This window comes from Pararhizobium sp. LjRoot255 (assembly GCF_964252905.1).
Lineage (GTDB): Bacteria > Pseudomonadota > Alphaproteobacteria > Rhizobiales > Rhizobiaceae > Pararhizobium.
In genome coordinates this window covers 1337505-1364120 of record NZ_CAXUPQ020000002.1, presented here as the reverse complement: position 1 = coordinate 1364120, position 26616 = coordinate 1337505, and the positions used below count along the sequence as shown (strand labels likewise).

Annotated in this window: 21 protein-coding genes and 2 pseudogenes; 14 read left to right on the top strand and 9 right to left on the bottom strand. The window is 60.0% G+C overall.

All coding sequences use genetic code 11. The features are described 5' to 3' along the window. Genes ACSQ2W_RS25515 through ACSQ2W_RS25495 form a run of 5 tightly spaced genes read right to left on the bottom strand, consistent with a single transcriptional unit; the run spans nt 1 to nt 5342 of the window. Nucleotides 1–714, bottom strand: a complete 714-nt coding sequence (locus tag ACSQ2W_RS25515) for an ABC transporter permease subunit (protein ID WP_436088892.1) — start codon at nt 712–714, stop codon at nt 1–3. Between the two features lie 60 nt (nt 715–774). After that, nucleotides 775–1593, bottom strand: a complete 819-nt coding sequence (locus ACSQ2W_RS25510) for a transporter substrate-binding domain-containing protein (RefSeq protein ID WP_436088891.1) — start codon at nt 1591–1593, stop codon at nt 775–777. Between the two features lie 5 nt (nt 1594–1598). Continuing rightward, nucleotides 1599–2411, bottom strand: coding sequence for an amino acid ABC transporter ATP-binding protein (locus ACSQ2W_RS25505; protein ID WP_436088890.1), 813 nt, complete (start codon nt 2409–2411; stop codon nt 1599–1601). Nucleotides 2412–2443: 32 nt separating this feature from the next. Continuing rightward, entirely contained in the window at nt 2444–3844 is a 1401-nt protein-coding gene (locus tag ACSQ2W_RS25500) for an aspartate aminotransferase family protein (protein ID WP_436088889.1), read from the bottom strand. Nucleotides 3845–3854: 10 nt separating this feature from the next. Continuing rightward, the gene (locus ACSQ2W_RS25495) at nt 3855–5342 is read right to left on the bottom strand and encodes an NAD-dependent succinate-semialdehyde dehydrogenase (protein ID WP_436089004.1); all 1488 of its coding nucleotides are present in this window, start codon (nt 5340–5342) and stop codon (nt 3855–3857) included. A gap of 133 nt (nt 5343–5475) precedes the next feature. On the opposite strand from ACSQ2W_RS25495, the gene ACSQ2W_RS25490 reads away from it, so the two are divergent. From ACSQ2W_RS25490 to ACSQ2W_RS25455, 8 genes and pseudogenes are all read left to right on the top strand, one after another. Then, nucleotides 5476–5952 carry an Lrp/AsnC family transcriptional regulator gene (locus ACSQ2W_RS25490; RefSeq protein WP_436088888.1) on the top strand — a complete coding sequence of 159 codons (477 nt, stop codon included), beginning with the start codon at nt 5476–5478 and terminating at the stop codon, nt 5950–5952. Nucleotides 5953–6394: 442 nt separating this feature from the next. Beyond that, nucleotides 6395–7371: pseudogene (locus ACSQ2W_RS25485) on the top strand (aldehyde dehydrogenase family protein). After that, nucleotides 7368–8417, top strand: coding sequence for an amino acid ABC transporter substrate-binding protein (locus tag ACSQ2W_RS25480; RefSeq protein ID WP_436088887.1), 1050 nt, complete (start codon nt 7368–7370; stop codon nt 8415–8417). The pseudogene ACSQ2W_RS25485 and the gene ACSQ2W_RS25480 overlap by 4 nt, the downstream one beginning before the upstream one ends. A gap of 14 nt (nt 8418–8431) precedes the next feature. Next, on the top strand, nt 8432–9538 hold the full coding sequence (locus tag ACSQ2W_RS25475) for an ABC transporter permease subunit (protein WP_436088886.1): 1107 nt from the start codon (nt 8432–8434) through the stop codon (nt 9536–9538). Continuing rightward, entirely contained in the window at nt 9535–10614 is a 1080-nt protein-coding gene (locus ACSQ2W_RS25470) for an amino acid ABC transporter permease (RefSeq protein WP_436088885.1), read from the top strand. Before ACSQ2W_RS25475 ends, ACSQ2W_RS25470 begins: the two co-directional genes overlap by 4 nt. A 61-nt stretch (nt 10615–10675) precedes the next feature. Further along, nucleotides 10676–10831, top strand: a complete 156-nt coding sequence (locus ACSQ2W_RS25465) for a hypothetical protein (protein WP_436088884.1) — start codon at nt 10676–10678, stop codon at nt 10829–10831. 115 nt (nt 10832–10946) lie between these two features. Beyond that, the gene (locus ACSQ2W_RS25460; RefSeq protein WP_436089003.1) at nt 10947–11696 is read left to right on the top strand and encodes an amino acid ABC transporter ATP-binding protein; all 750 of its coding nucleotides are present in this window, start codon (nt 10947–10949) and stop codon (nt 11694–11696) included. A gap of 131 nt (nt 11697–11827) precedes the next feature. After that, entirely contained in the window at nt 11828–13276 is a 1449-nt protein-coding gene (locus tag ACSQ2W_RS25455; protein WP_436088883.1) for an aldehyde dehydrogenase family protein, read from the top strand. Between the two features lie 353 nt (nt 13277–13629). Here ACSQ2W_RS25455 and ACSQ2W_RS25450 read toward each other — a convergent pair whose 3' ends face one another. Continuing rightward, a complete protein-coding gene (locus ACSQ2W_RS25450) occupies nt 13630–14577 on the bottom strand; it encodes a LysR substrate-binding domain-containing protein (protein WP_436089002.1) in 948 nt (315 codons plus the stop codon). A 101-nt stretch (nt 14578–14678) separates the two neighbouring features. On the opposite strand from ACSQ2W_RS25450, the gene ACSQ2W_RS25445 reads away from it, so the two are divergent. Genes ACSQ2W_RS25445 through ACSQ2W_RS25420 form a run of 6 tightly spaced genes read left to right on the top strand, consistent with a single transcriptional unit; the run spans nt 14679 to nt 22900 of the window. Next, entirely contained in the window at nt 14679–15749 is a 1071-nt protein-coding gene (locus ACSQ2W_RS25445) for a 4-oxalomesaconate tautomerase (protein ID WP_436088882.1), read from the top strand. A 56-nt stretch (nt 15750–15805) separates the two neighbouring features. Further along, nucleotides 15806–16777 (top strand): Bug family tripartite tricarboxylate transporter substrate binding protein, encoded by a 972-nt coding sequence (locus ACSQ2W_RS25440; protein ID WP_436088881.1) that lies wholly within the window; start codon nt 15806–15808, stop codon nt 16775–16777. 3 nt (nt 16778–16780) lie between these two features. Beyond that, nucleotides 16781–17332 carry a tripartite tricarboxylate transporter TctB family protein gene (locus ACSQ2W_RS25435; protein ID WP_436088880.1) on the top strand — a complete coding sequence of 184 codons (552 nt, stop codon included), beginning with the start codon at nt 16781–16783 and terminating at the stop codon, nt 17330–17332. Between the two features lies 1 nt (nt 17333). Next, nucleotides 17334–18836, top strand: a complete 1503-nt coding sequence (locus tag ACSQ2W_RS25430) for a tripartite tricarboxylate transporter permease (protein ID WP_436088879.1) — start codon at nt 17334–17336, stop codon at nt 18834–18836. Continuing rightward, complete coding sequence (locus ACSQ2W_RS25425; RefSeq protein ID WP_436088878.1) at nt 18784–20178, top strand: ATP-grasp domain-containing protein; 1395 nt, start codon at nt 18784–18786, stop codon at nt 20176–20178. Before ACSQ2W_RS25430 ends, ACSQ2W_RS25425 begins: the two co-directional genes overlap by 53 nt. Nucleotides 20179–20188: 10 nt before the next feature. Then, a complete protein-coding gene (locus tag ACSQ2W_RS25420; RefSeq protein ID WP_436088877.1) occupies nt 20189–22900 on the top strand; it encodes a CoA-binding protein in 2712 nt (903 codons plus the stop codon). Nucleotides 22901–22947: 47 nt separating this feature from the next. On the opposite strand, the gene ACSQ2W_RS25415 is transcribed toward ACSQ2W_RS25420, so the two are convergent. The 3 genes and pseudogenes from ACSQ2W_RS25415 to ACSQ2W_RS25405 form a co-directional block, all read right to left on the bottom strand. After that, entirely contained in the window at nt 22948–24150 is a 1203-nt protein-coding gene (locus ACSQ2W_RS25415) for an acyltransferase family protein (protein ID WP_436088876.1), read from the bottom strand. A gap of 401 nt (nt 24151–24551) precedes the next feature. Further along, nucleotides 24552–25270: pseudogene (locus tag ACSQ2W_RS25410) on the bottom strand (helix-turn-helix domain-containing protein); the annotation flags it as partial. A 301-nt stretch (nt 25271–25571) separates the two neighbouring features. Next, nucleotides 25572–26615, bottom strand: a complete 1044-nt coding sequence (locus tag ACSQ2W_RS25405) for an isopenicillin N synthase family dioxygenase (protein WP_436088875.1) — start codon at nt 26613–26615, stop codon at nt 25572–25574. Between the last annotated feature and the right edge of the window lies 1 nt (nt 26616).

The window sequence follows — 26616 nt, the reverse complement described above, 5'->3', positions numbered from 1 at the left end:
TCATCGCCCTCCGAAGCCGCGGTTCAGCGCCCGTTCTGCCTTGGAAAACAGGGTTTGGCTGACCGCCGTCATGCAGAAGAACAAAGCCGCGGCGATGCAATAAAACAGGAGAGGAGAGCGGTTAATCCCGGCTCCGATCGCAGCCGTTCTCATCAGTTCCTGCAGTCCGACCACCGAGATCAGCGATGTGTCCTTGATCGTCATCTGCCACACGTTGTTGATCCCTCCAAGCGCCAGCCGTAAAGCCAGCGGAAAGGTGATGCGGGAGAAGGCGATCCGAGTTGGCAAGGCGAGCGACTTCGCAGCTTCAAGCAGTCCATATGGCACCGCCTGAAGCGCGCCGCGGATGACCTCGATAGAATAAGCGCACGAGATTGCAGCTATGGCGATCACGCCGACAATGTATGGGTAGGCATTGTCAACCGAGTCCTGGTAGCCAAACGTGGTCGCGACGGTTTTGACCATATCGACAGACCCGAAAAACAGCAGGTAGATCACCAGCAGCCCCGGAACACCGCGAACGACGATACTGTAGGCGTCGACCAGTTGCGAAACCACGACGACTTTTTGCCAGCGCAGAACAGCCAACGGGGTAGCAACCACAAAACCCAACGACATGCCGAGCAGGCCGATCGCGATCGTCACCGTGCTTCCCCGCAGCAGAGCAAGCGCCCAGTCTCGCTCCACCATCAATATCCAGAAATCAGCTAGCATGGACACCATCCCAATGACCTGCCTTGGACCGAGCCAAGGCAGGTCGCATTTTCAAAAGGATCACTTCTTGCAGGGAATGGTATAGTCGTCCTGGAACCAGTGCATCGAGGCTTCTTTCACCTTGCCATCATTGACCATCTTGCAAAGCGCGTCGTCCACTTTCGCTTTGAGCTCGGTGTTGCCCTTGCGCATGCCAACGCCCATGCCGTGCCCAAGAACGTCCGGGTCATCCACGGCCATGATCTTCACGTCGATCTTCGTGAAGTTGGCGCCGTCAGGTGTTGCAAGAAAGTCCATCCAGGTCGGCGAGTCGCCGAAAGCAACATCGATGCGACCGCTTGCGAGGTCGGCGGTCTGCTGGGTGACGGCGTCGTATGTCTTCAGTTCGACGCCAGGCATCCGCTTCTCGATGAACTTGGCGTAGGTCGTGCCGGTGGCGACGCCGACACTTTTGCCTTCGATGGCTTTTTTGATTTCGGGCAGGCTCTTCAGTCCGGCGAGCGGAGAATCCTTCGCAACGACGAAGTAAAGCGGCGTGGTCGCATAGGGAATGGAATAATCGATCTTCTTCTGGCGCTCGGCGGTAATCCCAAGGCCGGAAATGATGACGTCGAACCGGTCGCTGTCCATGGATGGCACCAACGAGCTGAACGTCTGCACCACGAACTCGCACTTCAACTTGAGTTCGGCGCAGATGCCGTTGGCGATGTCGGCGTCAAAGCCGGTCACGTTACCGCTCGGATCGGCCATGCTGAACTTCGGCGCATCGCCCTCCGTGCCGATGCGCAGGACCCCGTCCTTGGCAGAAGCGGCCGTGGCCAGAGCGGAGACGAGCAGGCTGGTTGCCAATGCTGACTTGATGATTTTGCTGATGATCATGTCTGTTACCCTTTTATCGTTGTTGTTGTGGCCAGACGCCTCGAGGCGCTGGCCGGCATGACGCTCGATAGAAACCGCTTCACCCCTTCCGTGGCGGGGTTTCGAAGTAGTTCTTCCGGCGTGTCGTCCTGCTCAAGGCGGCCCTCTTGCAGGAATATCATCCGGTTCGACACATCGCGTGCGAACCGCATTTCATGCGTGACGAGGAGGATCGTGGCCCCCTCTTCCGCCAGCGTGCGGATAACCTTCAGCACTTCCCCGACGAGTTCCGGGTCGAGTGCGGATGTTGGTTCATCGCACAACATCAATTTTGGTCGCATTGCCAGCACACGTGCGAACGCAACCCGTTGCTGTTGCCCGCCCGACAGTTGATGCGGATAGCGGTCGCGGAAGCTCGCCATGCCAACCTTCGACAAGGCGGACAGCGCAACCTCTTCGGCCTCCTTTCTGCTGAGTTTCAGCACATAGACCAGGGCCTCCGTCACGTTGCCGAGCGCGGTGCGGTGAGGCCAGAGGTTGAAGTTCTGGAACACCATGCCGATCCGCTGGCGAAACGCTCGGATGTAGGAAGCGTTGACGATTTCGCTGTCGCCACTCTTATTGCAACTGACATAGATCGCCTGCCCCATGAACTCGATCTGCCCGGACGTCGGCGTCTCCAGGAAGTTGATGCAGCGAAGGGCGGTGCTCTTTCCACATCCTGACGATCCGATCAGAGAGATCACCTCCCCTTCGCTCATGCAGAAGCTGATACCATTCAATACATTCGTGGATCCGAACGCCTTGTTCAGCTCATGGACCTTCAGAACCTCGGTCATGCGTGATAACTCTCCAGGCAATTGGTCATCCTTTATCCCGCCACAGCACCTTGAGCGTCCAACTCCTTCATCACCTCGTCGACCGCAGCTTTCGCGATCGCGACCACTTCGTCGATTTCGGCTTCCGTCATGACCAGCGGCGGAGCAAAGCCCAGGATGTCCCCGTGTGGCATCGCCCGGGCAATCAGGTTGCGATTACGGGCCGCCTGGGAAATACGCGCTCCGACTTTAAGACCCGGATCGAACGAAGCCTTGGTGCCGCGGTCGGACACGAACTCCACGGCGGCCAGCATGCCTACGCCGCGAACTTCGCCGACGATCGGGTTCTGCTCGAATTCCGCCTTCAGCCGTTTCAGCAGGTAGGCGCCTTTCGTCGCGGACTGGCCCGCCAGATCCTCCCGCTCGACGATGTCGAGAACCGCGTTTGCGGCCGCAGCGCCGATCGGATGGCCGGAATAGGTGTAACCATGCGAGAAGGACCCCACACGCGGCGTTGCTTCCTCCATGACGTCGTAGACTTTTTGCGACACAATCGAGGCGGACAGGGGTACATAGGCGGACGTCAGACCCTTGGCGACTGTGACCAGATCGGGCTCCATACCGTAGAGATCCGAGCCGAACATGGCACCGGTGCGGCCGAACCCGCAAACCACTTCATCGGCGATCAGCAGCACATCATATTTCTGGAGCACGGCCTGAATCTTAGGCCAATATCCGGCGGGCGGCGGGGTAATGCCGCCGGTTCCAAGCACCGGCTCGGCAATGAACGCGCCAACCGTTTCCGGACCTTCGGCAATAATGAGTGCCTCCAGTTCGTCGGCGCGGCGCTGCGAAAACGCTTCCTCGGTTTCTCCGGGCAATGCACCCCGGTAGAAATGCGGAACGCCAGTCCGGAGGATGCCGGAAACCGGCAGGTCCATGTGATCGTGGTAGAAGCTCAGGCCCGTCATGGAGCCGGCAACAACGGAACACCCGTGATAACCGCGCTCCCGTGCGATGATCTTCTTCTTCTGCGGCATTCCGCGAAGATTGTTGTAGTACCAGACGATTTTCGCCTGGGTCTCGTTCGCGTCGGAGCCTGACAGGCCGTAAAAGACTTTCGACATGTTTCCCGGCGCCATTCTAACGAGCCGATCGGAAAGACGCGCCAGCTCTTCTGTCGTGTGAGCGGCGTAAGAATGGTAGTAGGCAAGCTTGTAAGCTTGTCGTGCGATCGCCTCGGCGACTTCGGTGCGACCGTAACCGATGTTCACGCAATAGAGACCGGCAAACCCGTCGATGAACTCCCTGCCGGTCGCGTCCTTTATACGAACGCCCTTGCCCGTTTCCATGATGGTAGGATCGGTATCACCCGATGCGTAATCCTTAAGATAGGTGAAAGGGTGGAGAACCGTTCTGCGGTCCATTTCTGCGATTTCAGCAATATTCGTCATCGTCATTTCCTTACGCGGCCAGTCCGCCGAAGCACACATATTTGAGTTCCATGAATTCCTGCAGGCCGTGGCGTGAGCCCTCCCGTCCCAGCCCTGACTGTTTCCAGCCACCAAACGGAATAGGCGCACCGGTAAACGATGCGGTGTTGATACCCACCATTCCATATTCGAGCGTGTCCGAAAGGCGCATCGCGCGGTTCAGATCGCGGGTGTAGACGTAGGCCGCGAGCCCCATCTCGCTTGCATTCGCGCCGGCACGAACCTCTTCCTCGCTCGTGAAACGAAGAACCGGCGCTACCGGACCGAAGGTCTCTTCCAACGAGACGAGCATCTCGTGGGTGACATCAGCCAGCAGGGTCGGGGCGACAAAATTTCCAAGTGCGGGATCAGGGATTTCGCCCACGAGCAACCGCGCGCCCTTGTTGATTGCATCTTCGATATGAAGACGGCATTTTTCGACGACCGACGTCTTCGTCATCGGTCCAATGTCGATACCCACCTCAAACCCCTGCCCCACCCTCAGCGCCTCGACGCGGCACTGAAGCCTCTTCACGAAAACCTCGTAAATGCCATCCTGGACATAGATGCGGTTTGCAGCGAGACAGTCCTGTCCTGATGTCGTGAATTTCGCGCCAACGCAGCCTTCCACCGCCTCATCGAGATCGGCGTCGTCGAAGACGATGAAGGGCGCATGGCCGCCGAGTTCCATGGAGACCTTTTTGACTGTGGCGGCCGCTTTTGTAAGAAGAAGGCGGCCTACCTCGGTCGATCCGGTGAAGGAAAAAGCCCGCACGCGTTCGTCGGCAAGCAGCCCATCTGTCAGAAGCTTGGGCTCGCCGGTCAACACCTGGAGGACACCGCGCGGGAACCCGGCGCGGTGAGCGAGTTCGGCCAGCGCCAGTGCCGACAAGGGCGTTTCGACGGCCGGTTTCACGATGACCGGGCATCCCGCAGCAAGTGCCGCAGCTGCCTTTCTTGCGATCATGGCGCTTGGGAAGTTCCATGGCGTGACGGCGGCGCTGACACCAACCGGCTGCATGGAAACGAACAGGCGGCTGGCAGGCTTGTGGCTGGGGATCGTCTCGCCATATGCCCGCTCGCCTTCGGCTGCGAACCATTCGATGAAGCCAACACCGTAAAGGATTTCTGCCTCGGACTCTGCAAGGGGCTTGCCCTGTTCCGCAGTCAGGATTGTGGCCAGATCACGCGCATGTCGACGGATGAGGCCCGCCCAGGATAAGATAATCTTACCGCGCTCACCGGCAAGGAGAGCTCGCCAGGTCTTGAAGGCGTTCTCGGCCGCGTTGATCGCTTTATCAAGCATCTGCACATCGCAATCGCCGACATGGGCAATTTCATCACCGGTTGCCGGGTCAGCAACTCCGGTCGCACTTTTGGATTCTAACCACTGGCCATCGATATACGGCTGAGACCGCAGCAATTCCGGGTCGTTAAGATGTCCTAGGGCGCGTCGCGCCGTCATCGCTGCCTCAAGCATTTTCTTCGTGCCCTCTTTCTGATGGATGAAGCTTATGTTCATTCCCGCGCACTATTTCGCCAAGGTTAGTTGCCAAATCGCAGAAATCCTGCTTTTGTTGCGCTGATGACGAAGAAATTATGCGGATTTTTCGATGAACCTTGATCGCCTTGATGCTCGCCTGCTCAGCATCATGCAAACCCACAATCGCCACAGCAGCGAAGAGCTGGGTGCCATGGTCGGTCTCTCGGCCACAGCGGTCCAGCGTCGCCTGAAGCGACTGCGCGAAAAGGGAGTAATCGAGGCAGATGTGTCGATCGTAACACCGAAAGCGGTCGGCCGACCCATCGCGATGCTTGTGCTTGTGTCGCTTGAGCGCGAAAGGGCTGACATTGTTGACCGCTTCAAACAGTCGATCCGCCATACGCCGGAGGTGATGAACGGGTACTACGTCACGGGAGAATCAGACTTCGTGCTCATCGTGACCGCACAGAGCATGGAGGACTACGAAGGTTTTACCCGGAAGTTCTTCTATGAGAACCCTGACATCAAGGGCTTCAAGACAATGGTTGTAATGGATCGGGTCAAAACCGGGTTCTCGGTGCCGATCGATTTGGATGTCTTTTCGTGACTCCCCTGAGCCGAGCCTCCGGCTGACAACGCTCAAGGCCGCCCGCTAGGCGCCGGAGGTATTATGAGCGATTTTAGTTCAACTCGCTTCCGCCAAAAAATCAGGAATTGCGCGACAGCGGCATGCTCTCTTGATGTCGTTCGAGGCACGCCGAGATCGCCCGCAAACGTATCCCCTTCCACGCCTGATTACCCTCCTCCTCCAACGCAGCGAGCATTCTCGGTTGAGCGCTGTACGTGGGAGTACAAGCTTAGCGCCAGATCGCGCTCAGGCGGCAGACGATCCCCGAGACTCCAGCCCTTCTGCCTCGATGAAATCCTTCAGTACAATACTCATAGCCCTTCCTTGAAACTTTTCTCGCAACCAATTTGATCTATATTGACACCAAAATCGAAACCAATTCTATATTGATCGCGCGTCGATAAACCAGGATTGGTAGCAAATGGTGCCGAACGTGAAATCAAATCCAGTAAAACAACCCTACACGGAAGCCTCGGCCGACGCGATCGCCGTCGCAGGCAAAGTGCCGATGCAACTGTTCATCGGTGGTGAATGGCTGTCAGCGAAAGACGCCCGCGCGCTTGACGTGGTTGATCCGTCGACCGCCACCGTGATTGCGAAAGTCGCCGATGGAGATGTCGCCGACGCGGTAGCTGCTGTCGATGCCGCAGCCGCGGCGGCAGACGCTTGGAAGGCAACCTCCCCTCGCCGTCGGTCCGACAGCCTCATGAAATGCCTCCACTTGATGTTAGAGCGTTCGGACTGGCTTGCCAGTTTGATTTCGGCTGAGAACGGCAAGGCTCGGCCCGATGCCCGGTCGGAAGTGACGGTGACGTACGCGGCAGAGTTCGTCCGTTGCTATGCTGAAGAAGCTGTCCGGCCTCCGGATGAATTCGGTCTCGCGCCGTCTGGGGTCAACCAGATCATTGTGAACCATGAACCGATTGGCGTCGCCGTATTGGTAACACCATGGAACTTCCCTGCCGCAATAGCGACTCGCCTGGCTCCCGCGCTGGCTGCCGGCTGCACCTGCATCCTCAATCCGGCCGCAGCGCCGGTCGCCGCCTTCGACACCGAAGACGAAGTTGTCCGGATGGCGAACGACACCGAGTACGGACCGGTCGCTTATCTGTTCAGCCGCGACTGGAAACGGGCGCTCGCCGTCGCGGGAGGATCGAGAGCGGGATGGTCGGGATCAATCGCGGCGTCGTTTCCGACGCGGCCGCTCCGTTCGGCGGCATGAAGCAAAGCGGTCTGGACCGCGAGGGCAGCCACCACGGCATGCTCGAGGATCTCGAAACGAATCCATCGCAGCGACTGGTGACCACCATCGATTGCGACAGGTATGCGATCCGTCGGTCGACGGCGGACCGGATTGAAGTCTTCCGTTCAACAACAACGAGAGGGAATGCAGAATGAACGCCTTCAGAAGAACTCGCGCCAAGCTACTCGGATGCATCGCGGCCATTGCGGCCGTGGGCACTCTTCTCGCGCCTGCCGAGGCCTTAGCGGGGAAAGTGGTAGACAGCATCAAGCAGAAAGGGAACCTAGTCTGCGGCGTCGGCCAGGCTGTGCCCGGCTTCTCTGCGCCTGCGACAAACGGCGAACTGGCCGGAATCGACATCGATTTCTGCAAGTCCATGGCGGCCGCGATCCTGGGTGACGCAACAAAGGTAAACTATCGCCAGACTTCCTATTCGGACCGCTTCGTGCTTCTCGCCTCTGGCGAAATCGACGTCCTGGCACACGACACCACGACCACCTTGAACCGCGAAGGCGCCCAGAAGGTGCGCTTCACGTCTCCGAACTACTTCGACGGTTACACTTTCATGGTGCCGAAATCGCTCGGGATCGACAGCCCCGATAAGCTCGCAGACGCCACTGTCTGCATCCTTCAGGGGTCCACATTTGAGGTGAACACGGAGAACTTCTTCAAGTCACGCGGCCTGAAGTACACTCCGCTCGTTCTCGGCACATGGGAGCAGCTCGACGCCGCGTTCTTTGGCGGCCGTTGTGACGCCTTCGGAGGCAATTACGGCAATCTCGCAGGATCGCGGGCGGCCCATGGCAATGCCGACGACTATGTCATCTTCCCGGAATTCATCACCTTGGAACCTTACGCGCCGGCGGTCTACGGCGGCGATGACGAACTCTTCCTGACTGCCCGTTGGGTGATGTTCGCCCTCGTCGAGGCCGAACGACTCGGCATTACCCAGGGCAACGTCCAGGAGATGGCCTCCTCTTCGACCAATCCTGAAATTCAGCAACTGATCGGGAAGACGCCCGGCAACGGTAAGGACCTCGGTCTATCTGAAGACTGGGTTGTGAAGATCGTCTCAGCGGTCGGCAACTACGGCGAAAGCTTCGAACGCAATCTTGGCAAGAGCTCCCCGCTTAAGCTGGATCGCGGCCTCAATGCCATTTGGACCAAGGGTGGCCTGATGTATGCGGCTCCCTTGAGATGATCTCTCGGACCCATATGAACGGTCTGGTTTTTGTAGCGACAGCCATCGCCATGGTGACATGGCTGTCGCTCAATTTCTCAGCGAACCTCGCCGCCCGGGGTATGACGATCGACTTCGGGTTTCTTACCGCGCCCACGTCATTCCCCATCGGAGAATCCCTGATCGCCTACAGTTCAGGCGACACGTATCTGCGGGCGTTGACCGCCGGGTTGCTGAACACCATACATCTCGCGCTGTCGAGCATTGTCCTCGCGACTATCTTCGGCATCGCTGTTGGTCTGACGGCTCGCATCGGACACCCGCTGCTGACCAGTGCGGCCAAGACATTTGTGGAGTTCACTCGGAACGTTCCGCTCCTGTTGATACTCGTGGTCTGCGCGACGACTGTACGCGGACTGCCCGCTCCTCGGCAAGCCTGGACACTTTTCGACGGATTGGTCCTTTCGAGTAGAGGACTATACGCGCCGATGCCGGTCTTCGCCAACGCATGGCTTTCGGGAACTGCCGCCCTGTTCCTGATGGTAGTTACCGCTGTGGTGTGGAAACGCTCAGTGAGGGCCAGAGGCCGCTCCGGCAACTTCCCGTTGGCCAGCCGCGTTGCGTTGGCCGCCTGCGCTGCAGGCTTTGCAGCGCTTGCCGTCTGGATCGGCCTGACGACCTCGATGGACTGGCCGAAGCTCATGGGCTTTAACTTTCGAGGTGGCTGGAGCGTGACACCGGAGTACCTGGCCATGATGTTTGGCCTCAGTTTCTACACGTCTGGCTTCATAGCCGAGATCGTTAGAGGCAGCCTCGCAGCGATCCCGAAAGGCCAGCCTGAAGCAGCCGCATCGCTCGGCCTAAACATTCTGCTTTCCCTTTGGCTTGTTCTTGCGCCGCAGGCGATCCGGATAATGCTTCCGGCTCTGGCTAATCAGTATCTGAACCTGATCAAGAACACGACATTGGCGGTGCTCATCGGATTTCCTGACCTCGTGTCCGTTGGCAACACCGCGCTCAACCAGACCGGGCGTGCGATCGAAACCGTCAGCATCTACCTGCTGATCTACCTGTCCCTTAGCCTGATCACGTCGATGGTCTCTCGTCGGCTCGAAAAGCGCGCGCAAATGGTGAAGTTATGAGTGAACTTGCCGCCCCCGCGGCTGTCCGCGAAGGACCCTCCTTCACGAAGCGGATCGGCCCCCTGTTCAACCCCTGGCCCCATGCCCTAGTTACGATTCTCGGTGTAATGTTGATCGCCTACGGGGGCGTCGAGTTCATCCGATGGGCCATCATTGACGCGACCTTCAGGATCGCGACCCCTGACGAGTGCCGTGCCACGGGCGGTGCCTGCTGGTCGATGCTGCGGGCACGTTACAACATCATCCTCTTCGGCAGCTATCCTCCAGAGGAATACTGGCGTCCTAGCCTCGTGACCTTGATTATCCTGGTCTTGCTCGTGGCGAGCGGTTTCAGAGCCTGCTGGAGGCCGTGGTTGGCGTTCGCATGGGTCGGCGCGATGATCGCGAGCGCCGTTCTCATGAGCGGCGGTCTGCCGGGTCTGCCATATGTTTCGACAAGCAAGTGGGGAGGCCTTCCCCTCACCGTGGGTTTGTCGGCATTCGGCATCATACTGGCGCTGCCGCTGTCGGTCCTGATCGCCCTCGGCCGTCGCTCGAAGGTCAGGATCGTCAAACGATTTTGCGATGCCTATGTCGAGATTGTTCGGGGAGTGCCATTACTCGCGGTTCTCTTCGTCGCATCTACGATGCTGCCTTTCTTCCTTCCGTTTGGGGGAAACATAGATACCGTTGCGCGTGCTCAGATAGCACTTGTGCTGTTCCAGGCGGCCTATCTCGCGGAGGCGATCAGGTCCGGCCTCGACGCCGTTCCGCATGGCCAGTCGGAGGCTGCCGCCAGCCTTGGCCTTCGCCACGGCCTCATCTCTCGTCTAATAGTTCTGCCACAGGCATTCCGCATCGCCCTGCCGGCGATCATCAACACTTTCATCGAGTCCATCAAGGACACGACACTGATCAGCGTGATTGGTCTTGTAGATGTGCTCGGCGGTGCTCGTGGTGCGATCGCAGATGGCGTCTGGATGGGGTTCTACCGCGAAGCTTACCTTGCCGTTGGCGCGGCCTTCTTCGCCTTCTGCTTCATCTTGTCACTGCATTCCCGGCGTCTCGAGGAGGAGTTCGCCCTTGAGCGCAGATGATCGACAGCGCCATCGAACCCCATTCGAGGCTGCTCTAAACAAACCATATCTGGAGACAACAATGCCCTTATCTACCGCCGCCCGCGACGCGGATACGATCGCGCTCTGCCCGCCGCTGGTCATCACTGAAGGACAGATCGAGGAGTTGGTAACCGCCTTCGAAAGGACGCTCGAAGACACAGCTCGATGGATCGCCGACGGCAAACTCACTTACTGAGATCGCGATGACGCCAACGTGACCACTGTTCGCCACGGCGACAATCAACAGAAGGAGCAATAGAATGAGGGGGACAAGAATGAGTGCGGTCAATCGGCAGCGAGATGTAAAGGCGATGCAAGTGCCTGTTACCGACGTCGCAGTCGAAATCACGGGATTGAGCAAGTGGTACGATGAATTCCAGGTCCTTTCCGACATCAACCTCAAGATCATGAAAGGCGAGCGGATCGTCGTCGCCGGCCCGTCCGGGTCCGGCAAATCGACTATGATCCGCTGCATAAACAGGCTTGAGGAACACCAGGAAGGGCGCATCGTCGTTGACGGAGTCGAACTTACGAACGATCTCAAGAAAATCGACAAAGTCCGCCGGGATGTGGGAATGGTGTTCCAGCAGTTCAATCTGTTTCCTCATCTCACCATTCTTGAAAACTGCACACTTGCGCCGATTTGGGTCAGGAAGATGCCCAAGGGACAGGCGGAGGAGCGCGCGATGCACTTCCTTGCCCGAGTGAAGATACCCGAACAGGCGAACAAATACCCTGCTCAGCTCTCGGGTGGGCAACAGCAGAGAGTGGCTATCGCGCGTTCACTTTGCATGAACCCGAGTATCATGTTGTTCGACGAACCCACATCGGCGCTCGATCCGGAGATGGTCAAGGAAGTGCTCGATACTATGGTTGGGCTTGCTGAGGAAGGTATGACGATGATCTGCGTCACGCACGAAATGGGCTTTGCACGTCAGGTTGCCGACAGGGTCATATTCATGGATCAGGGTCAGATCGTCGAACAAAACACGCCCGCCGAGTTTTTCGATAACCCTCGGCATGAACGCACCAGGACTTTCCTAAGCCAAATACTGCGCTGACGTCCTTGGCATCTACGGTGAAGACAAGGCCTTGCTGATCGATCCTAGCAACGCCGCGCCTTGCCGCCTTGTCGATTCAACCCATAAACTTCACCACCCCATGGCGGGGCTTCTGCATCCAGGGAAAAATCATGCTTCACGCAGCGAAACTTAGTCAAAAGAAGGACTTCTACATCGACGGGCAATGGAGGGCGCCGATTCAAAGCCGCACGATAGACGTCATCAATCCGGCGACGGAAGAGGCCTATGCCATGGTTTCGGCGGGCACGCCGGGGGATATCGACCTGGCGGTGGCCGCCGCGCGCGCCGCCTTTGAAAGCTGGAGCCAGACAAGCCGGGAGGAGCGCCTCATCTATCTCGACAAAATCGCCGAGATCTACTCCAGGCGCATGGAGGAAATGGCGGAAGCCATCTCCACCGAAATGGGGGCGCCCATCAAACTTGCCCGCGAGGCCCAGGCAAGTGTCGGCCTTTCACACATCAAGGCTTTCATCAGCGCCTTCAAAGCCCATCACTTCGAAAGCGTGCCGGACAAAACCAATCCCGATCAGAAAATTGTGCATGAGCCGATCGGCGTGTGCGGCCTGATCACTCCATGGAACTGGCCCATGAACCAGATTTCGCTCAAGGTGATTCCGGCGATTGCGGTCGGCTGCACGGTGGTCCTGAAGCCATCGGAAATAGCCCCCATGTCGGCAATGCTTTTCGCCGAATTCGTCCATGAGGCGGGTGTGCCTGCGGGGGTGTTCAACCTGGTCAACGGTGAGGGCACCGTTGTCGGCGAAGCCCTTTCGAACCACCCGGATGTGGACATGATGTCCTTTACTGGCTCGACGCGTGCTGGCATTGCGGTCTCCCGCGCGGCGGCCGCGACGGTCAAACGTGTATCGCTGGAACTGGGCGGCAAATCACCAAATCTCGTTTTTGCCGATAGCGACCTGCCGGCCGCGATCCAGCGCGGCGTTGCACAGTGCTTCGAAAACAGCGGACAGTCCTGCAACTCGCCCACCCGCATGCTGGTGGAGCGCTCGGTGTATGATCAAGCCGTCACCTTGGCCAAAGCTTCCGCCGAAACGATCAAGGTTGCCGACCCCCGCAAGGATGGGGACCATATCGGCCCGGTGGTTTCCGAGCTGCAATTTAACAGAATCCAAGCCTTGATCCAAAAAGGTATCGACGAAGGTGCGCAACTGATTCATGGCGGCCCCGGTCGTCCCGAAGGGGTCAATCGAGGCTACTATGTACGCCCGACGATTTTCGCCGGCGTCAACAATGAGATGACTGTTGCCCGGGAAGAGATCTTCGGGCCAGTGCTAACCATGATCCCTTTCGACACCGAGGAAGATGCCATCCGGATCGCGAATGATACGCCCTACGGCCTCTCAGGTTACATCCAGACAGGGGATCCGGAGCGGGCAAAGCGCGTATCGCGACGCATTCGCGCCGGGATGATCCAGGTTAATGGTGCGGCGCGCGCGCCGGGCACGCCATTCGGTGGGTACAAACAATCCGGCAACGGCCGCGAGGGCGGTGAATGGGGCCTCGAGGACTTCCTTGAGGTGAAGCTGATCAGCGGTTGATAGGCCGGGGGATTGCTCCAACCGGTGCCGGAGATCAGGGAGAACGCCGACAACCGTTGAAGTGAAGTCCGCGACGAATCCGACCCGGAAGCACGATTGGCTATGACCGGCCCCTACGGACTTTTTTCTACAGGCTTTTTCCGACCCGGAAACGGATGCATGCGCCGTTTGGCTAGGCGCATTCCTTGAGGACTCTTGGACCCTGGAATCCATCATCGAGGCCGCGCGGGCGCAAGGCCGCCACGGCGACTGTGTATCTCGTAACGGGCCTCCCTCTGAGATACAACGGCTTAACAGACTTCGGGCAGCCTTTCTCACTTTTGTGGAAGGTTGAATATCGGCCGTCAGGTTGCTCAGACCCGGTCGGCCTCGCTGCGAGATGACGCTATCTCTGCCGCGCCACCGCGCCATTCGTTGATCAGCATGTCGCGGAACCGCAGGGCCGAGGGCGACAGCCGCGCACCTCGGCGTTCTACGAGGCCAATCGATCGCACCACTACCGGGTTTTCCAACTGCACTGTCGCAATCAGCGGGTGTTCGCGTTGCGGCGTGGCAAGCCGGGGTAGGACCGAAATGCCCAACCCGGCCTCGACCAGTCCCAAAGACGTTGACAGGTGGTTCACCTCGTAAAACCAGTTCAGGTTCAGCCGCAGATCTGCCATTGCCAGCGCTTGGTCCAACACCGCGCGGTTGCCCGATTTCTTGGACACGCCGATCAGCGGTTGCCCCTCCAGCGCCGACCATGGCAGGGTTTTTTCCGAGGCAAACGGATGGTCACGTCGGCAGGCAAGGACGAACGGATCCTCCATCAGCGGTGTAAAGGTCAAATCGTCCCGCGTCGCCCCGGTGATGTTGATCCCGAATTCCACCTCGCCATTGGCTACGGCATCAAGACCTTCATTGGCGGACAAGTCCATGATACGAAAACGGATTCCGGGAAAACGATGGTTGAATGCCTCGATCACGCGCGGCAGAAAGTAGAACGCGGCGGTTGGCACCGAAGCCAGCGTGACCTGCGCGCGATGTCGCCCGCCCAACTCGGAAATCGACAGGATCGATTCCTCAAATTCATCGACCAGACGGCGAACCAGCGGGGCCAGTTCGCGCCCGATCTGAGTGGGCGCGACACGCCGTGTCGTGCGTTCGATCAATTGCGCGCCTACAGCGTCTTCCAGCCCGCGGATGCGCCGCGACAGCGCCGGCGGCGACAGATGCAGCACCGTTGCAGCCTCGTGAAACGACGACAGGTCGAGGACCGCTAGAAAGGCGCGCAAGTCCAGAAATTCGAAATTATTTCTCATATCGGAATAATGTACGAATTCTTCGCAATTAACAACACAGTAGTTTTGGCTCACTCTAGTCCATGGAGACGGCGCGATGTTGCCGCAGGAGAGAATCACACATGGACGACCAGATACGCATTCCTTGCGTGCTGATGCGCGGCGGCACCTCGAAAGGTCCGTTCTTTCTGAACAGCGATCTGCCCAGCGACCCCCGGCAACGTGACGAGTTGCTGATCGAGATCATGGGATCGGGCCACCCGCTGGAAATTGACGGGCTCGGCGGCGGCAATTCGCTGTCATCCAAGGTCGCCATTGTCGGGCCGTCGACGCGCGACGGAGCCGATGTGGATTACCTGTTCGCGCAGGTGAAGGTTCTGGAACGCGCGGTCGATACCGGGCCGAACTGCGGCAACATGCTGTCGGCGGTCGGGGCCTTTGCCATCGAAAAGGGGCTGATTTCGGCGCAGAGGGGCGAAACCAGCGTGCGCGTGCATAATGTGAACACCGGCAAGATCATCGAGGCGCGGATTCAGACACCGGGTGGCGAGCTGCGCTATCAGGGCGAAACCGCGATCGACGGCGTGCCGGGCACGGCCGCGCCGGTCTATCTTGCCTTCCTTGAAGCAGTGGGGGCAAAGACCGGTATGCTGCTGCCTTCGGGCACACCGCAGGAAATCATCAACGGCGTCCCCGTCTCGCTAATCGACGGCGCAACCCCCGTGGTCATCGCGCGGTCCGAGAATTTCGGTCTGACCGGATCCGAAAGCGCGGCGGAACTGGATGCCAGCACGGAATTCATGGCCCAGCTTGAGGAAATCAGGATCGAAGCCGGGCGGCGGATGGGTCTTGGCGATGTCCGCGACTCGGTTCTGCCCAAACCCGTCTTGATCGGGACGCCGCGCAACGGTGGCACGCTGGCCGTGCGCTATTTCACGCCGCATGCCTGCCACACGTCGCTGGCCACAACCGGGGCCGTGTCGATTGCCATTGCCGCGACGCTGCCCGACAGCATTGTTGGCGCCATGCTGCCCGAACTGAGCTTTCCGGCCGACCTGACGCTGGAACATCCGACCGGGCGCATAGATGTCCGCGTCGAACGGGACGAAACCACGCTTGACCCGGTCGTCTTCATCACCCGCACCTGCCGGCGACTGTTTGAAGGAGCCGCGCTGGTTCGGCGCAAAAACTGACTTAGCTATGGGCGCTGTGTGGCGTCGCAGACTGTTTTACCAAGGGAGGAGAACACATGCTTAAATTCACTCGTCGATTTGCACTTGCCGTAAGCGTGGCGACTATGTCGCTTGCCGCACTGCCCGCCATGGCGCAGGACTATCCGTCCAAGCCGGTGACCATCGTTGTGTCCTATGCCGCGGGTGGCGGCACCGACGCCATCGCGCGCGTCTTTGCGGCGCGGTTCGAAAAGGCGCTTGGCGGTCGCGTCATCGTGGAAAACCGTCCCGGCGCCGCGGCCAACATCGGCACCGATGTCGTCGCCAAATCCGATCCCGACGGCTACACGCTGCTGATCGGCAACCAGGGTCCGATGGTCGTCAATCCGCATATCTTCAAGCTGCGTAACGACCCGGCCGAGACGCTGGACCCCATCGCCATGATCGCCGACGCCACGCTGGTCGTCGTCGCCGGTCCGCGCCTGCAAGTCAATTCGATGCAGGAACTGCTGAAGCAGGCGAAGGCAGGCGAACTGGTCTATGGCTCGGCGGGCAATGCCTCGGCCAGCCATGTCGCCACGCTGCTGATGGGCCAGATGGCCGACATCAAGCTGAAGCACGTACCCTATAAAGGCGCAGGCCCGGCGATTAACGACCTCTTGGGCGGTCATATCGATTTCATGGTGACGACCGTGCCGTCGGTGATCGGTCTGATTCGGGATGGCACGCTGAAGGCGCTGGCCGTGACCGGCAAAGACCGCTTTGCTGCGCTGCCCGACGTGCCGACCGTGGCCGAATCCGGCCTGCCCGAATACAGCGCCTCGGCTTGGTATGGTCTTTTGGGACCCAAAGGTCTGCCGGGGGATGTGCGCACCAAGGTGGCCGATGCCACCGCTGAAACGCTGGCCGATCCGGCCTTCATCGAGAGCCTGCGAAAGGACGGTGGCGTTCCGTCGCACCTCGTCGGTCAGGCGTTTGCCGACTTCATGGCTGCCGAGCGCACCCGTTGGGGCGAGGTCGTCAAGGCCGCAGATATCAAGGTGGAATAAGCCATGACCCAAGAGGTTATCCACGTTGATCTCCCCGCTCGTCCGCCAACCCCGCCTGTCTCCCCGCCGTCGTACCCATGGCTCGGCCGCGAAAGGCTGGCTGGTCTCAGCCTCGTGGTATTTGGCCTCTTCGCGCTTTGGGCAGGTTCCGACCTGCCCTTCCAGGGCGAGGGTGGCGTCGGCTCGGGCCTGTTGCCGCGCGCATTGTCGATTATGATCATCCTGCTGGGGCTGATGCAGATCGCGGTGACATGGAATGACCGGGCGGAAACGACCGGAAGCTGGCCGATTCGCGACATGCTGCCGGTTCTGATCGGCGTCTTCCTGTTCGCAATCACCATCCGCGGCTATGACTTCGGCGCGTTTTCGGTGCCGGTGCTGGGCATGGCGGTGGCGACGCCTCTGTCGATCATATTCTCCGGCATCGCTGCCAAGGATGTGCGCTATGGCGAACTGCTAATCTTCGCGGCGATCCTGACCGTGGTCTGCATCGCCCTGTTCCGTTACGCGCTTGGGCTGTCGCTGGCCGTAGCGCCCTGGTTGATCGGGTACTGACATGATGGCCATGTTTGAACATCTGGGTCTGGGCCTTTCGGTAGCCTTTACCCTGCAAAATATCTTCTTCTGCTTCATCGGCTGCCTGATCGGCACGCTGGTGGGCGTGTTGCCGGGCGTAGGCCCGGTGGCGACAATCTCGATCCTCTTGCCGGTCACGCTGTCGCTGGACCCGACCGGCGCGCTGATCATGCTTGCCGGCATCTATTACGGCGCGCAATATGGCGGCTCGACCACGGCAATCCTGGTCAATATCCCCGGCGAGGCGACGGCGGTGGTCACCGCCATCGACGGGCATGAAATGGCCAAGAAGGGGCAGGCGGGTGTTGCGCTGGGGCTGGCGGCGATCGGCTCTTTCATCGCGGGCACCGTCGCGACCATCGTCATCGCGGCGCTGGCGATACCGATGACCAAGCTTGGGCTCCTGTTCGGCCCCGCCGAATACTTTTCGCTGATGATTATGGGTCTGGTGCTGGCGGTGGTCTTGGCGCATGGCTCTCTCGTCAAGGCGCTGGCGATGATCGTCGCGGGGGTTCTGCTGTCCTGCGTCGGCGCCGATATGGAAACCGGGCGCGAACGGATGACCTTCGGGCTGCAAATGCTGACCGACGGCATCGAGTTCGTGGTGCTGGCAATGGGCGTCTTCGGCTTTGGCGAGATCTTCAAGAACCTTGCCGACCCGGAAAAGCGCGACGTCATGCGCGGCACGATTGGACGGCTGCTACCGACCCTGACAGAACTGCGCCAGAACCTTGGCGCGATCCTGCGCGGAACCGGCCTTGGCTCGATCCTGGGCGTGCTGCCGGGCAATGGCGCGATCCTTGCGCCCTTTGCCAGCTATGCGCTGGAAAAGCGTATTTCAGACCGGCCGCAGGATTTCGGCAAAGGCGTGCCGCAGGCTGTCTCCGGCCCGGAATCGGCCAATAACGCCGGGGCGCAGACCTCGTTCATCCCGCTGTTGACATTGGGACTGCCGCCGAACGCGGTCATGGCGCTGATGGTCGGCGCGATGATGATCCAGGGCATCGTCCCCGGCCCGCAGGTGATCCAGAATAACCCTGACCTGTTCTGGGGTCTGGTCGCGTCGATGTGGATTGGCAACCTGATGCTGGTCGTCATCAACCTGCCACTGATCGGTGTGTGGGTGAAGCTGCTGAAAGTGCCCTACCGCCTGCTGTTCCCGGCGATCGTGGCCTTCTGCTGCATCGGCCTGTTCTCGATCTCGAACGACGCGGGTCAGGTCATCATGGCGGGCATCTTAGGGCTGCTGGGCTTTGCGCTTTACAAGTTGCAGTTCGAGGTGGCGCCGCTTGCCCTTGGCTTCGTGCTGGGCCGCCTGCTCGAGGAAAAGCTGCGTCAGGCGCTGATCATCTCGGACGGCAGCATGACCACCTTCCTGACCTCGCCGCTGTCGGCTGTCCTGCTGCTGATCGGCCTTGTCGCGCTGATCATTGCTGTCCTGCCCTCAATGCGCAAATCGCGCGACGAGATCTTCACGGACTGATGACTTGCGGACACGGCCTTCGGGTCGTGTTCCTTCTTGCATATTTCAGGAACCACAGGAGGAACTCATGGAAGTGACCGGAATGCTCACGGGTGCACAATTGCTGGCCCATGTCGGTTTTCCCGCGACCGAGGTGCTTGGACCCGATGCGTCCGAAGACCAGATCCAGGCGATGATCGACCGCCACGGCCTTGTCTTCGTCAAGCCCGTCTTTCGCGGCGGCGTCGGCAAGAAGGGCAAGGCCGGGTTGATCGGCAAGGCCCGCGACCTGCGCACGGCCCTGGCGGAAAAGGAACGGCTGTATTTCGCGGAACACCGCCACGGTAACGCTACCGCCAAGGCCAATGGAGTCACCTTCGAAGCGGGCGTTCCGGCCGAGCATGAGATCTATTTTTCGATCACTGACGACACCCGATATCGCGCACCGACAATGACAATCACCCATCGCGGCGGCGTCGATATCGAAGAGCTGGACAAGACCGAAATCGTCTCGATCCCCTTCGATGCCCTGACCGGGTTAAAGGCGTTTGTCGTGGCCAATGCGCTGACTGATATCGGCGCGCCGAAAGAGGTGATTTCGCCGCTGGTCCAGCATCTGCCAAAGCTGTGGGAGCTGATGCACCACTACGGAATGACCACGCTGGAGCTGAACCCGATCCGCATGCGGCCGGGCAAGGAAGGGCGCTTGACGCCGATTGCCTGTGACTTCAAGTGCGGGTTCGACCGCGACGATCCTCGTGTTGGTCGCCTGGGCCTGCCGCCGCATCTTTTTGCTGCCGACATTTCGGATTTCGAACAAGAAGTGAACCAGCTGCGGACCCACCAGGGTCAATCGGATGTGTTCGTGATCAACGAAGCCGGCAGCATCCTTGCGCCGACCTTTGGCGGCGGCGCAAACAGCCTTGTGACCGAGGTTCTGGGCGAGGCCGCGATCATCTCGTCCGATTTTGGCGGTAACCCGCCCTATGAGAAGATGAAGGCGGTGGCCGCGATCTGCTATCGCCATTTCCTGAAACAAACCAACGTGCTGTTCATCATCGGCGGCAAGTCGAACAACACCGACATCCTCGAAACCTTCCGGGGCATGGGCGACGCGCTGCGAGAACATTTTGCCAAGCATGGGCCGGTGCCGCTCTACGTCGTCGTCGGGCGCGGCGGTCCGAACCTGGTGCGCGGCATGGGCAATCTGGCCGATACGCTAGACAGTCTGGGCGTGCCGTACCGCTTCTTCGGCTTCGACAGCGCGATTTCCGAGGTCGTGAATTACGCCAAGCGCATCGACGACTGGATGCGCACCGGCGGGCGCGAGCAGATCGCACGCTCCATGAACATCGCGGCCTAGGGAGAAAGCCATGCGACAACAAGCAATTTCCGGCCTACCTTATTTCCTTGGCCTTGACCGGCTCGAAGCCATCGCCTCACCCGAGGATCGTGTTTGCGTGCTGAATATCCTTGGCGGCGAAAGCCGCACCGTGACCCCGGTCAGCAATGCCTTTTCCGGCGGCAACGTTGTCTTCGGCACCTCGCCCGGCCGTTCGGGTCAGGTGCTGAAGACGCCTGCCGGCGATATCCCGGTGTTCAACACCGTGCTGGAGGGCATTCGCGCCGGTCACAGCTTCAACACTGGCGTGGTCTATCTGCCGCCGGCTGGTGTGCGGGACGGCGTGGCAGAACTGATCCGCGTAAATCCTGACCTGCGCAAGATCGTCATCATCACCGAAAAGATCGCCGTGCATGACGCACGCGAAATTCGGGCGATGGCGCAGGCGAATGGCATCGATATCATCGGCGGCAATTGTCTTGGCGTGGCCGACAGCTGGAACCGCGTCCGCATCGGCGGCGCCTTGGGCGGCGATCACCCCGAGGAGTCGCTGGTCAAGGGCTCGGTCGCGATCTTTTCCAACTCGGGTGGCTTCACCACGACCATTGCACAATACCTGACCACGGCGGGTTGGGGCACGACGACGCTGATCTCGTCGGGCAAGGACGTCTATATCCAATATGCGGCGCGCGACTTTGCGCTGGCCTTTGCCAAGGATCAGCGCAGCAAGGCGGGAGTGCTCTACGCCGAACCGGGCGGCTATTACGAAAAGAACATTGACTGGCAGAAGCCGGTCGTGGCCTGCGTCGTCGGCCGCTGGAAGTCCAAGTTGACCCGCGCCGTCGGCCATGCCGGGGCGATGGCCGGCTCGGGCGACAGCGCCGAGGACAAGGAACGCTGGTTCATGGAGGCATTCGGTGTCGAGGGAATCTACACGCCCGAAACACCGCATGTTTCCGCAAAGGGAGCCCTTGTCACCAATATCGCCGATATTCCTGCGGCCCTAACAGCCGTGATGGCGCTGAACGGCATCCAGCCGGATTTCGCTCCGCGAGGGTCCTTGTCGCTCAAGCCGTGGATCGCCAACGATCAGGGCCTGACACTGCCCCCTGATCTGGTCCTGCCCACGGTCGTCGCGCCAGCGCCCTACGGTGAACAGATCGCCGTCCGGTCGCAGCAGATCGGCGCGGTGATAGCGCGGCAGTCGATGAAGGACGCCTCGGGCGCGTCGCTGATGGACCCGCAGACGCAGGTGACCAGCGTCCACGGCCACAGCGTGCTGGATCTGGCGCTGCAACCGCTTGAGGCGATGTTCGCGCTGCCCTTGGTCCACGAAATCGCCGATGCCCATGACCGAGCCTTGCTGGACGTGGCCGTGGCGGCCGAGGTCAATCTGGTCGGTGACCCGATCCTGCTGGCGGCGGATGCGGCGCGCGATGCCGGAAACTCGCCCAATACGGTCATGTCGGTGGCGGCGGCGATCACCGGCCCGCGCCGGGTTGAACGCGCGCTGGCCTGTGCCCGCGCGCTGATCACGTTGTTCGCCCAATCGGGCCTGTGCGACGGCCGGGACGACGACTTCGACGTGTCGGATATCTCGGTGGACGATGAAACCCGGGCACTGTTCCTTGCCACGCCCGAGGATGCAGATGATCCCCGACCCGAAGCCATGCTGGCCGCAATCACGGCGCGGGGCGGCAAGTCGGTGTTCCTGCGGTTTTTGCTGGGCTTTGACCAACGGCTGTCGCGCGACGCGATCTTGGCCGCGATCACCACGACCATCGCCTGGGGTCCCTTGGCGCGCAAGCGCATCAGCCGTCTGACGGCCGAGACGCTGCCGTGGTATCTGCGGCTCTACGGCGTCATGGTCGGCGCGACCATTCCGGGCGAGCATCATCGCTCTGGCAGCCTGTGGGGTATTCCGCGCGAGGAACGTTTCTCGCACTGGACCATGGCCGATATCTGCTGTCTGGCGATGACCGGCAAGAAGCCCGATCCCACCGAGGCGCTTTATGTCCAGATCCTGATCGGGCTTCTGATCTCGAACGGGCCGGGGTCGATCACGGCACAGGGGGCCAAGGGCGCGGTGTCCGCCGATGGCCCGCAGACGCCCGGCCGGGTGCAGATCAACAAGGCGATGGTCGGCTTCCTGACCCATTCCGGCTATAGCCACGGTGGTAACGGCTTCGAGGGCATGGCATTCTTGCTGGAGCAGTTCCGCGGTAAGGAGCTGAAGGACCCGACAGATCCCGCGCATGGGCTCGATCTGACGGCGATGGCACGGGAATTTGCGCTGGCCTACAAACGCGAAAAGGCGCAGGCCAAGGAACTGGGAACAGAGGTCCGCGCGCTGCCTGGCGTCCACCATCCGGTCTTCAAGGGCAAATCGGAAAACTTCGACCCGCGCGAACGGTTTATCGCTGAATTCATGGAGGAACGCGGCGAATACAACGTCTTCCACCGTTTCTACCGCGAGCTAGTGCGCCAGCTTTATGAGGTAGGGGCCAGCCGTTATGTATTCTGCGTGAACGTCGATGCGATCATCGCGGCGCTGTTGCTGGCGGTGCTGTGGAAGGATCATCAGGCCGGCAAGATGACCGACCGCAATCTGGAAACCGCCGCCTTCACCATCTTCCTGTTCGGGCGGATGATCGGTGCGGCGGCGGAAATCGACGACCACCTCAATCGGGGCCGGAACATGGACACGCGCACGCCAGCCTCGGCCTGCAAGCACGTCGTCTAAGACGGGGCTCAGCCGTCAGGTCCGCGCCTGATGGCTCATCAGCATGTTCAACCTTGTGGCCACAGCGCGCCGCGGGTTTGTTCGCGTGTGGCGGCCTCGGCCCGGTCGGGATCAGAGAAGGTCCCAGCAGGGCCGGTGCGAAAAACGGGTAGCACGCCACTCGCCCTGAAAGGCCAGCCTGCCCGAAAGGGGTTCTCTATGAAACGAAAGGTCAGGTACGAGAAAGCCAGCACGACGGCCACCGCGACGAGTGTCACCAGGGTTCCGAGGCCCTGATCGAGTGCCAACATCGTATCACCATTCGCGGTCACTTGGGTCGGCAGCTTCATGCCGAAGCGCAGAACCTGGGTGACCCCCCAACCGATAATCGAATGGGTCAAGTAGACGCTGTAGCTGACGGTCCCCAACCACACGAAGACTGGCCACTCGAGAAAGCGGCGCACAGCTGTATCCCCATGCAGGTTCGCGACGGCCACCACTGCCAGGGCGAAAAGAGGTGGTAAAAGAATCTCTGCACGTGTTCCGCCGAGACCCAAAACCGCCACAACGACGAGCGCCAGAACGCCTGCCGCTATCGGCGTCGGCGTTTTTCGGGGAAACCGAACCTGCATCGAAGCGGCCCATGCGCCCAGAAAAAAGGAGTAAATGCAGCGGATGATCGCAAAAATTGGATCTGTTTGCAGTTGCCCGCCCTCAAGCGCCAGCAAGATGATCGCCGCCAGGCCAGCCAGCACAAGGCACCACCACATGCGTAGCCGCAAGAGGCCTATCGTCAGCGCGAAGATCAGATAAGTCCAAAACTCGACAGAGATGGACCAACTCGGGATATTAAACGCGGGCTGGTTCAGAGCCACGCCCTGCAGCAGAAAAATACTGGCAAAAAATGCGCTTGCGTCGGACACAACAAAGGCAGGGCTGTTGGAAACGATGCCGGTCTTCTGTTCAAAGGCGTATTTGAGACACTCTATACCGAAGAAAACCAGGAGCGTGAACAGATGAAGCGGATAGAGGCGCCAGAACCGCCGGCGCTGGAAGCTTGCGAGATCCAAGGGGCTCGACAATCTGTTCGCGTAATTAAGAGCTATGACGAAGCCGCTGAGCACGAAGAAGAAGTCGACCATCAGGTAGCTGTGCCGGATGAAGGCGTTTTCGCTCAGCAGGCTGCCATAACGGAAATGATGGAGAGCGACGGCAAGGGCCGCGAAACCGCGCAAAGATTCGAGCGCCAGAAGTTTGGGTTTCTTCGCCATTGGGGAGGATGCTCCATCCTTGACAGCTACCGCCGCCATTTCATCACGCTGCGTCCGACGTTCGGATTTTCTGCTTCGACGGAGGCAGCCCCCGCAAGGACAGTTCATGGAAGCAGTTTCGCTCGGGAAGGCTTAAAATCCGGTATATGGGTGTCCGGTACAGCCGTGTCCCACTGTGGCTTTCAATTACCCATAAGCTCGGTTCCGATAGCTACGCAGTGCCGCAAGAAATGACGGCCGCCAGCCCAGACACCTGCACACCGGTTGCTTGACACTCCAATTTTATACTCGCATTAGTTGTAAATACGGGCTTCAACTCACAGGGGATCAAATGGCAAAAAGCTGGAACGGACCTTTCCAGGCGGCGGACTACGGGAATGCGTTGGATCTATCGATGGATTTTTATTGCGCGCAGTATTCCGATGATTTGCCGTCCAATTTTCCAGTCGCATGGCGTGGACGCAAAGAACCTCGATGTTTAACTCTGAAAGCGCCAGGCCGAACCGCATCATGCCCAACAGGAGCGCCGTGATCCTTCAGATAAAGCTCCAGCGCCTCGAAGTAGCTGAACGCGCTTTCCGATCGCACGAAGCGCAACTGCATCAGCTTGCCCGTCACGTCGTCGATGAACACAAACAGCGAGCAGGCCGGCCCACGATCCTCAAACCAGCGATGCTCGGAGTTCAATCTGCACCAATTCGCCATAGGCCTCACGCTGCAATCGCGGTTGATGAAACGTCCGGCGCTGCTTGCGCGATAGCCAGATGCCGGCCTCCGACATCCAGTGCCGCAACGTCTCGCGCGACACCGTCAGCCCATCGAGCCGGCAAGCTTCTCGGCTGCCAAAGGTTGGACCGAAATTGGCATAGTGCTCTCGAATGAGAGCCACGGCATAATCGCGAACGCCATCGCCGATCCGGTTGTTCGACGGCCGGCCGATAGCCTTGTGCCGGATCGATGCCGCACCATTCGTCCTGATCCGCTCCAGTGGCCGGCGCACCTGGCGCTAGCTTAAGCCCAGAACACGCGCCGCCGACACTATTGTCATCCGGCCGTCGACGACCTTCGACAAAACCTCGATCCGCTGCAGATCACGCTCGCTCGTCGCAATCAATCCCATCCGCAATCTCCCAGGTCATCAAAACCCGGGGAGAGTGACATTCTTACTTTGCAGAAACAGGACACTTTAACTTTGCGGCTACAGCACCCGGAGACTCCGAACTTGTGCTGATGACGAACGAGCGACGCATGCGGGAATACCGGAAGTCGAAGCGACTCTATCTCGAAGCACACATCGAATAAGGGCTGGCGGGGGCGTCGTCGATTTTATCATTTGGGCGGTCTATCCGCAGGTTACCTGTTGATCTTACCAGTCTGCAGCGCGCTACCCCGGCGATTGCCGCAACTCGCGTATCCCCAGCCTAACCTTCGCGCTGTTCCGGCGCGAGGAGATCGGCGTGATGCGCGCGCGCGACGTCGGGATGCGAACGGAGCCGGCTTTTCAGGTGGTTCTGGCCGACTTCGCGGAAGATCGGGTTGAGCGGATCGACCGTGATGCCGCGCTGCGACCCGCGCAGTTCTTGGGGCAGATCGATGACGGGGATCGAGGCGTCATATCGGGCACCGAGGAAGAAGGCGACCGAGAAGCGCTCGGCACCTGCAGGCGGCGCGACCACGTCGTGCACGTCTGCCCGCACAAAGCCGTTTGTGGCGAGTTCAAGTAGTTCGCCAGTATTGATGATGAATGTGCCTGGAACCGGCGGTGCCTCGATCCACACACCCTCCTCCGTGCGCACCCGCAGACCCGGCGTCACATCCTGAAGCAGCACGGTCACGAAGCCGCCGTCCTTGTGCGCGCCGACGCCCTGATCGGTCTCGGCCACGTCGCGGCCCGGATAGCGGATGATCTTCAGCAATTGCGACGGCTGCGGCTCATAGATCGGCGCGAAAACGTCCTCCGGCTGGCCAAGCGCTACGGCAATCGCCTTCAGCACATCGATGCCGATCCGGGTCACTTCCGCCTGATAGGCGAGCAGCAGCGGCTTCAGTTCCGGCAGCGCCGACGGCCACTGGTTCGGGCCAAACAGGCGGTGCCAGGCCGGCGTCTCCGGGCCGATCGCCACGGCCTGTCCCTCGGTATTTATATCGAGCTGTTCGCGCCAGTCCTGCTCGCCGCGCGTCTGCTCCAGGCCAGCCCGATTATAGCCGCGAAAATGCGGCGACTTCACCATTTCTATCTCGATCTTCTGTTCGAGCGGCAGCGCGAAAAAGCGCTTGGCGGCCGAAACGACATCGGCGATCAGCTTGGGACCGACGCCATGCCCGGTCAGGTAGAAAAAGCCGTGATCGTGCAATGTCCGACGCAGTTCGGCGACGAAGGCATCCCGCTCGGCCGGCGTGCCATGGAAGCGGGAAAAATCGAGCGTGGGCAGGTGTGTCTGAACAGGATGGGAATGAAGGGACATC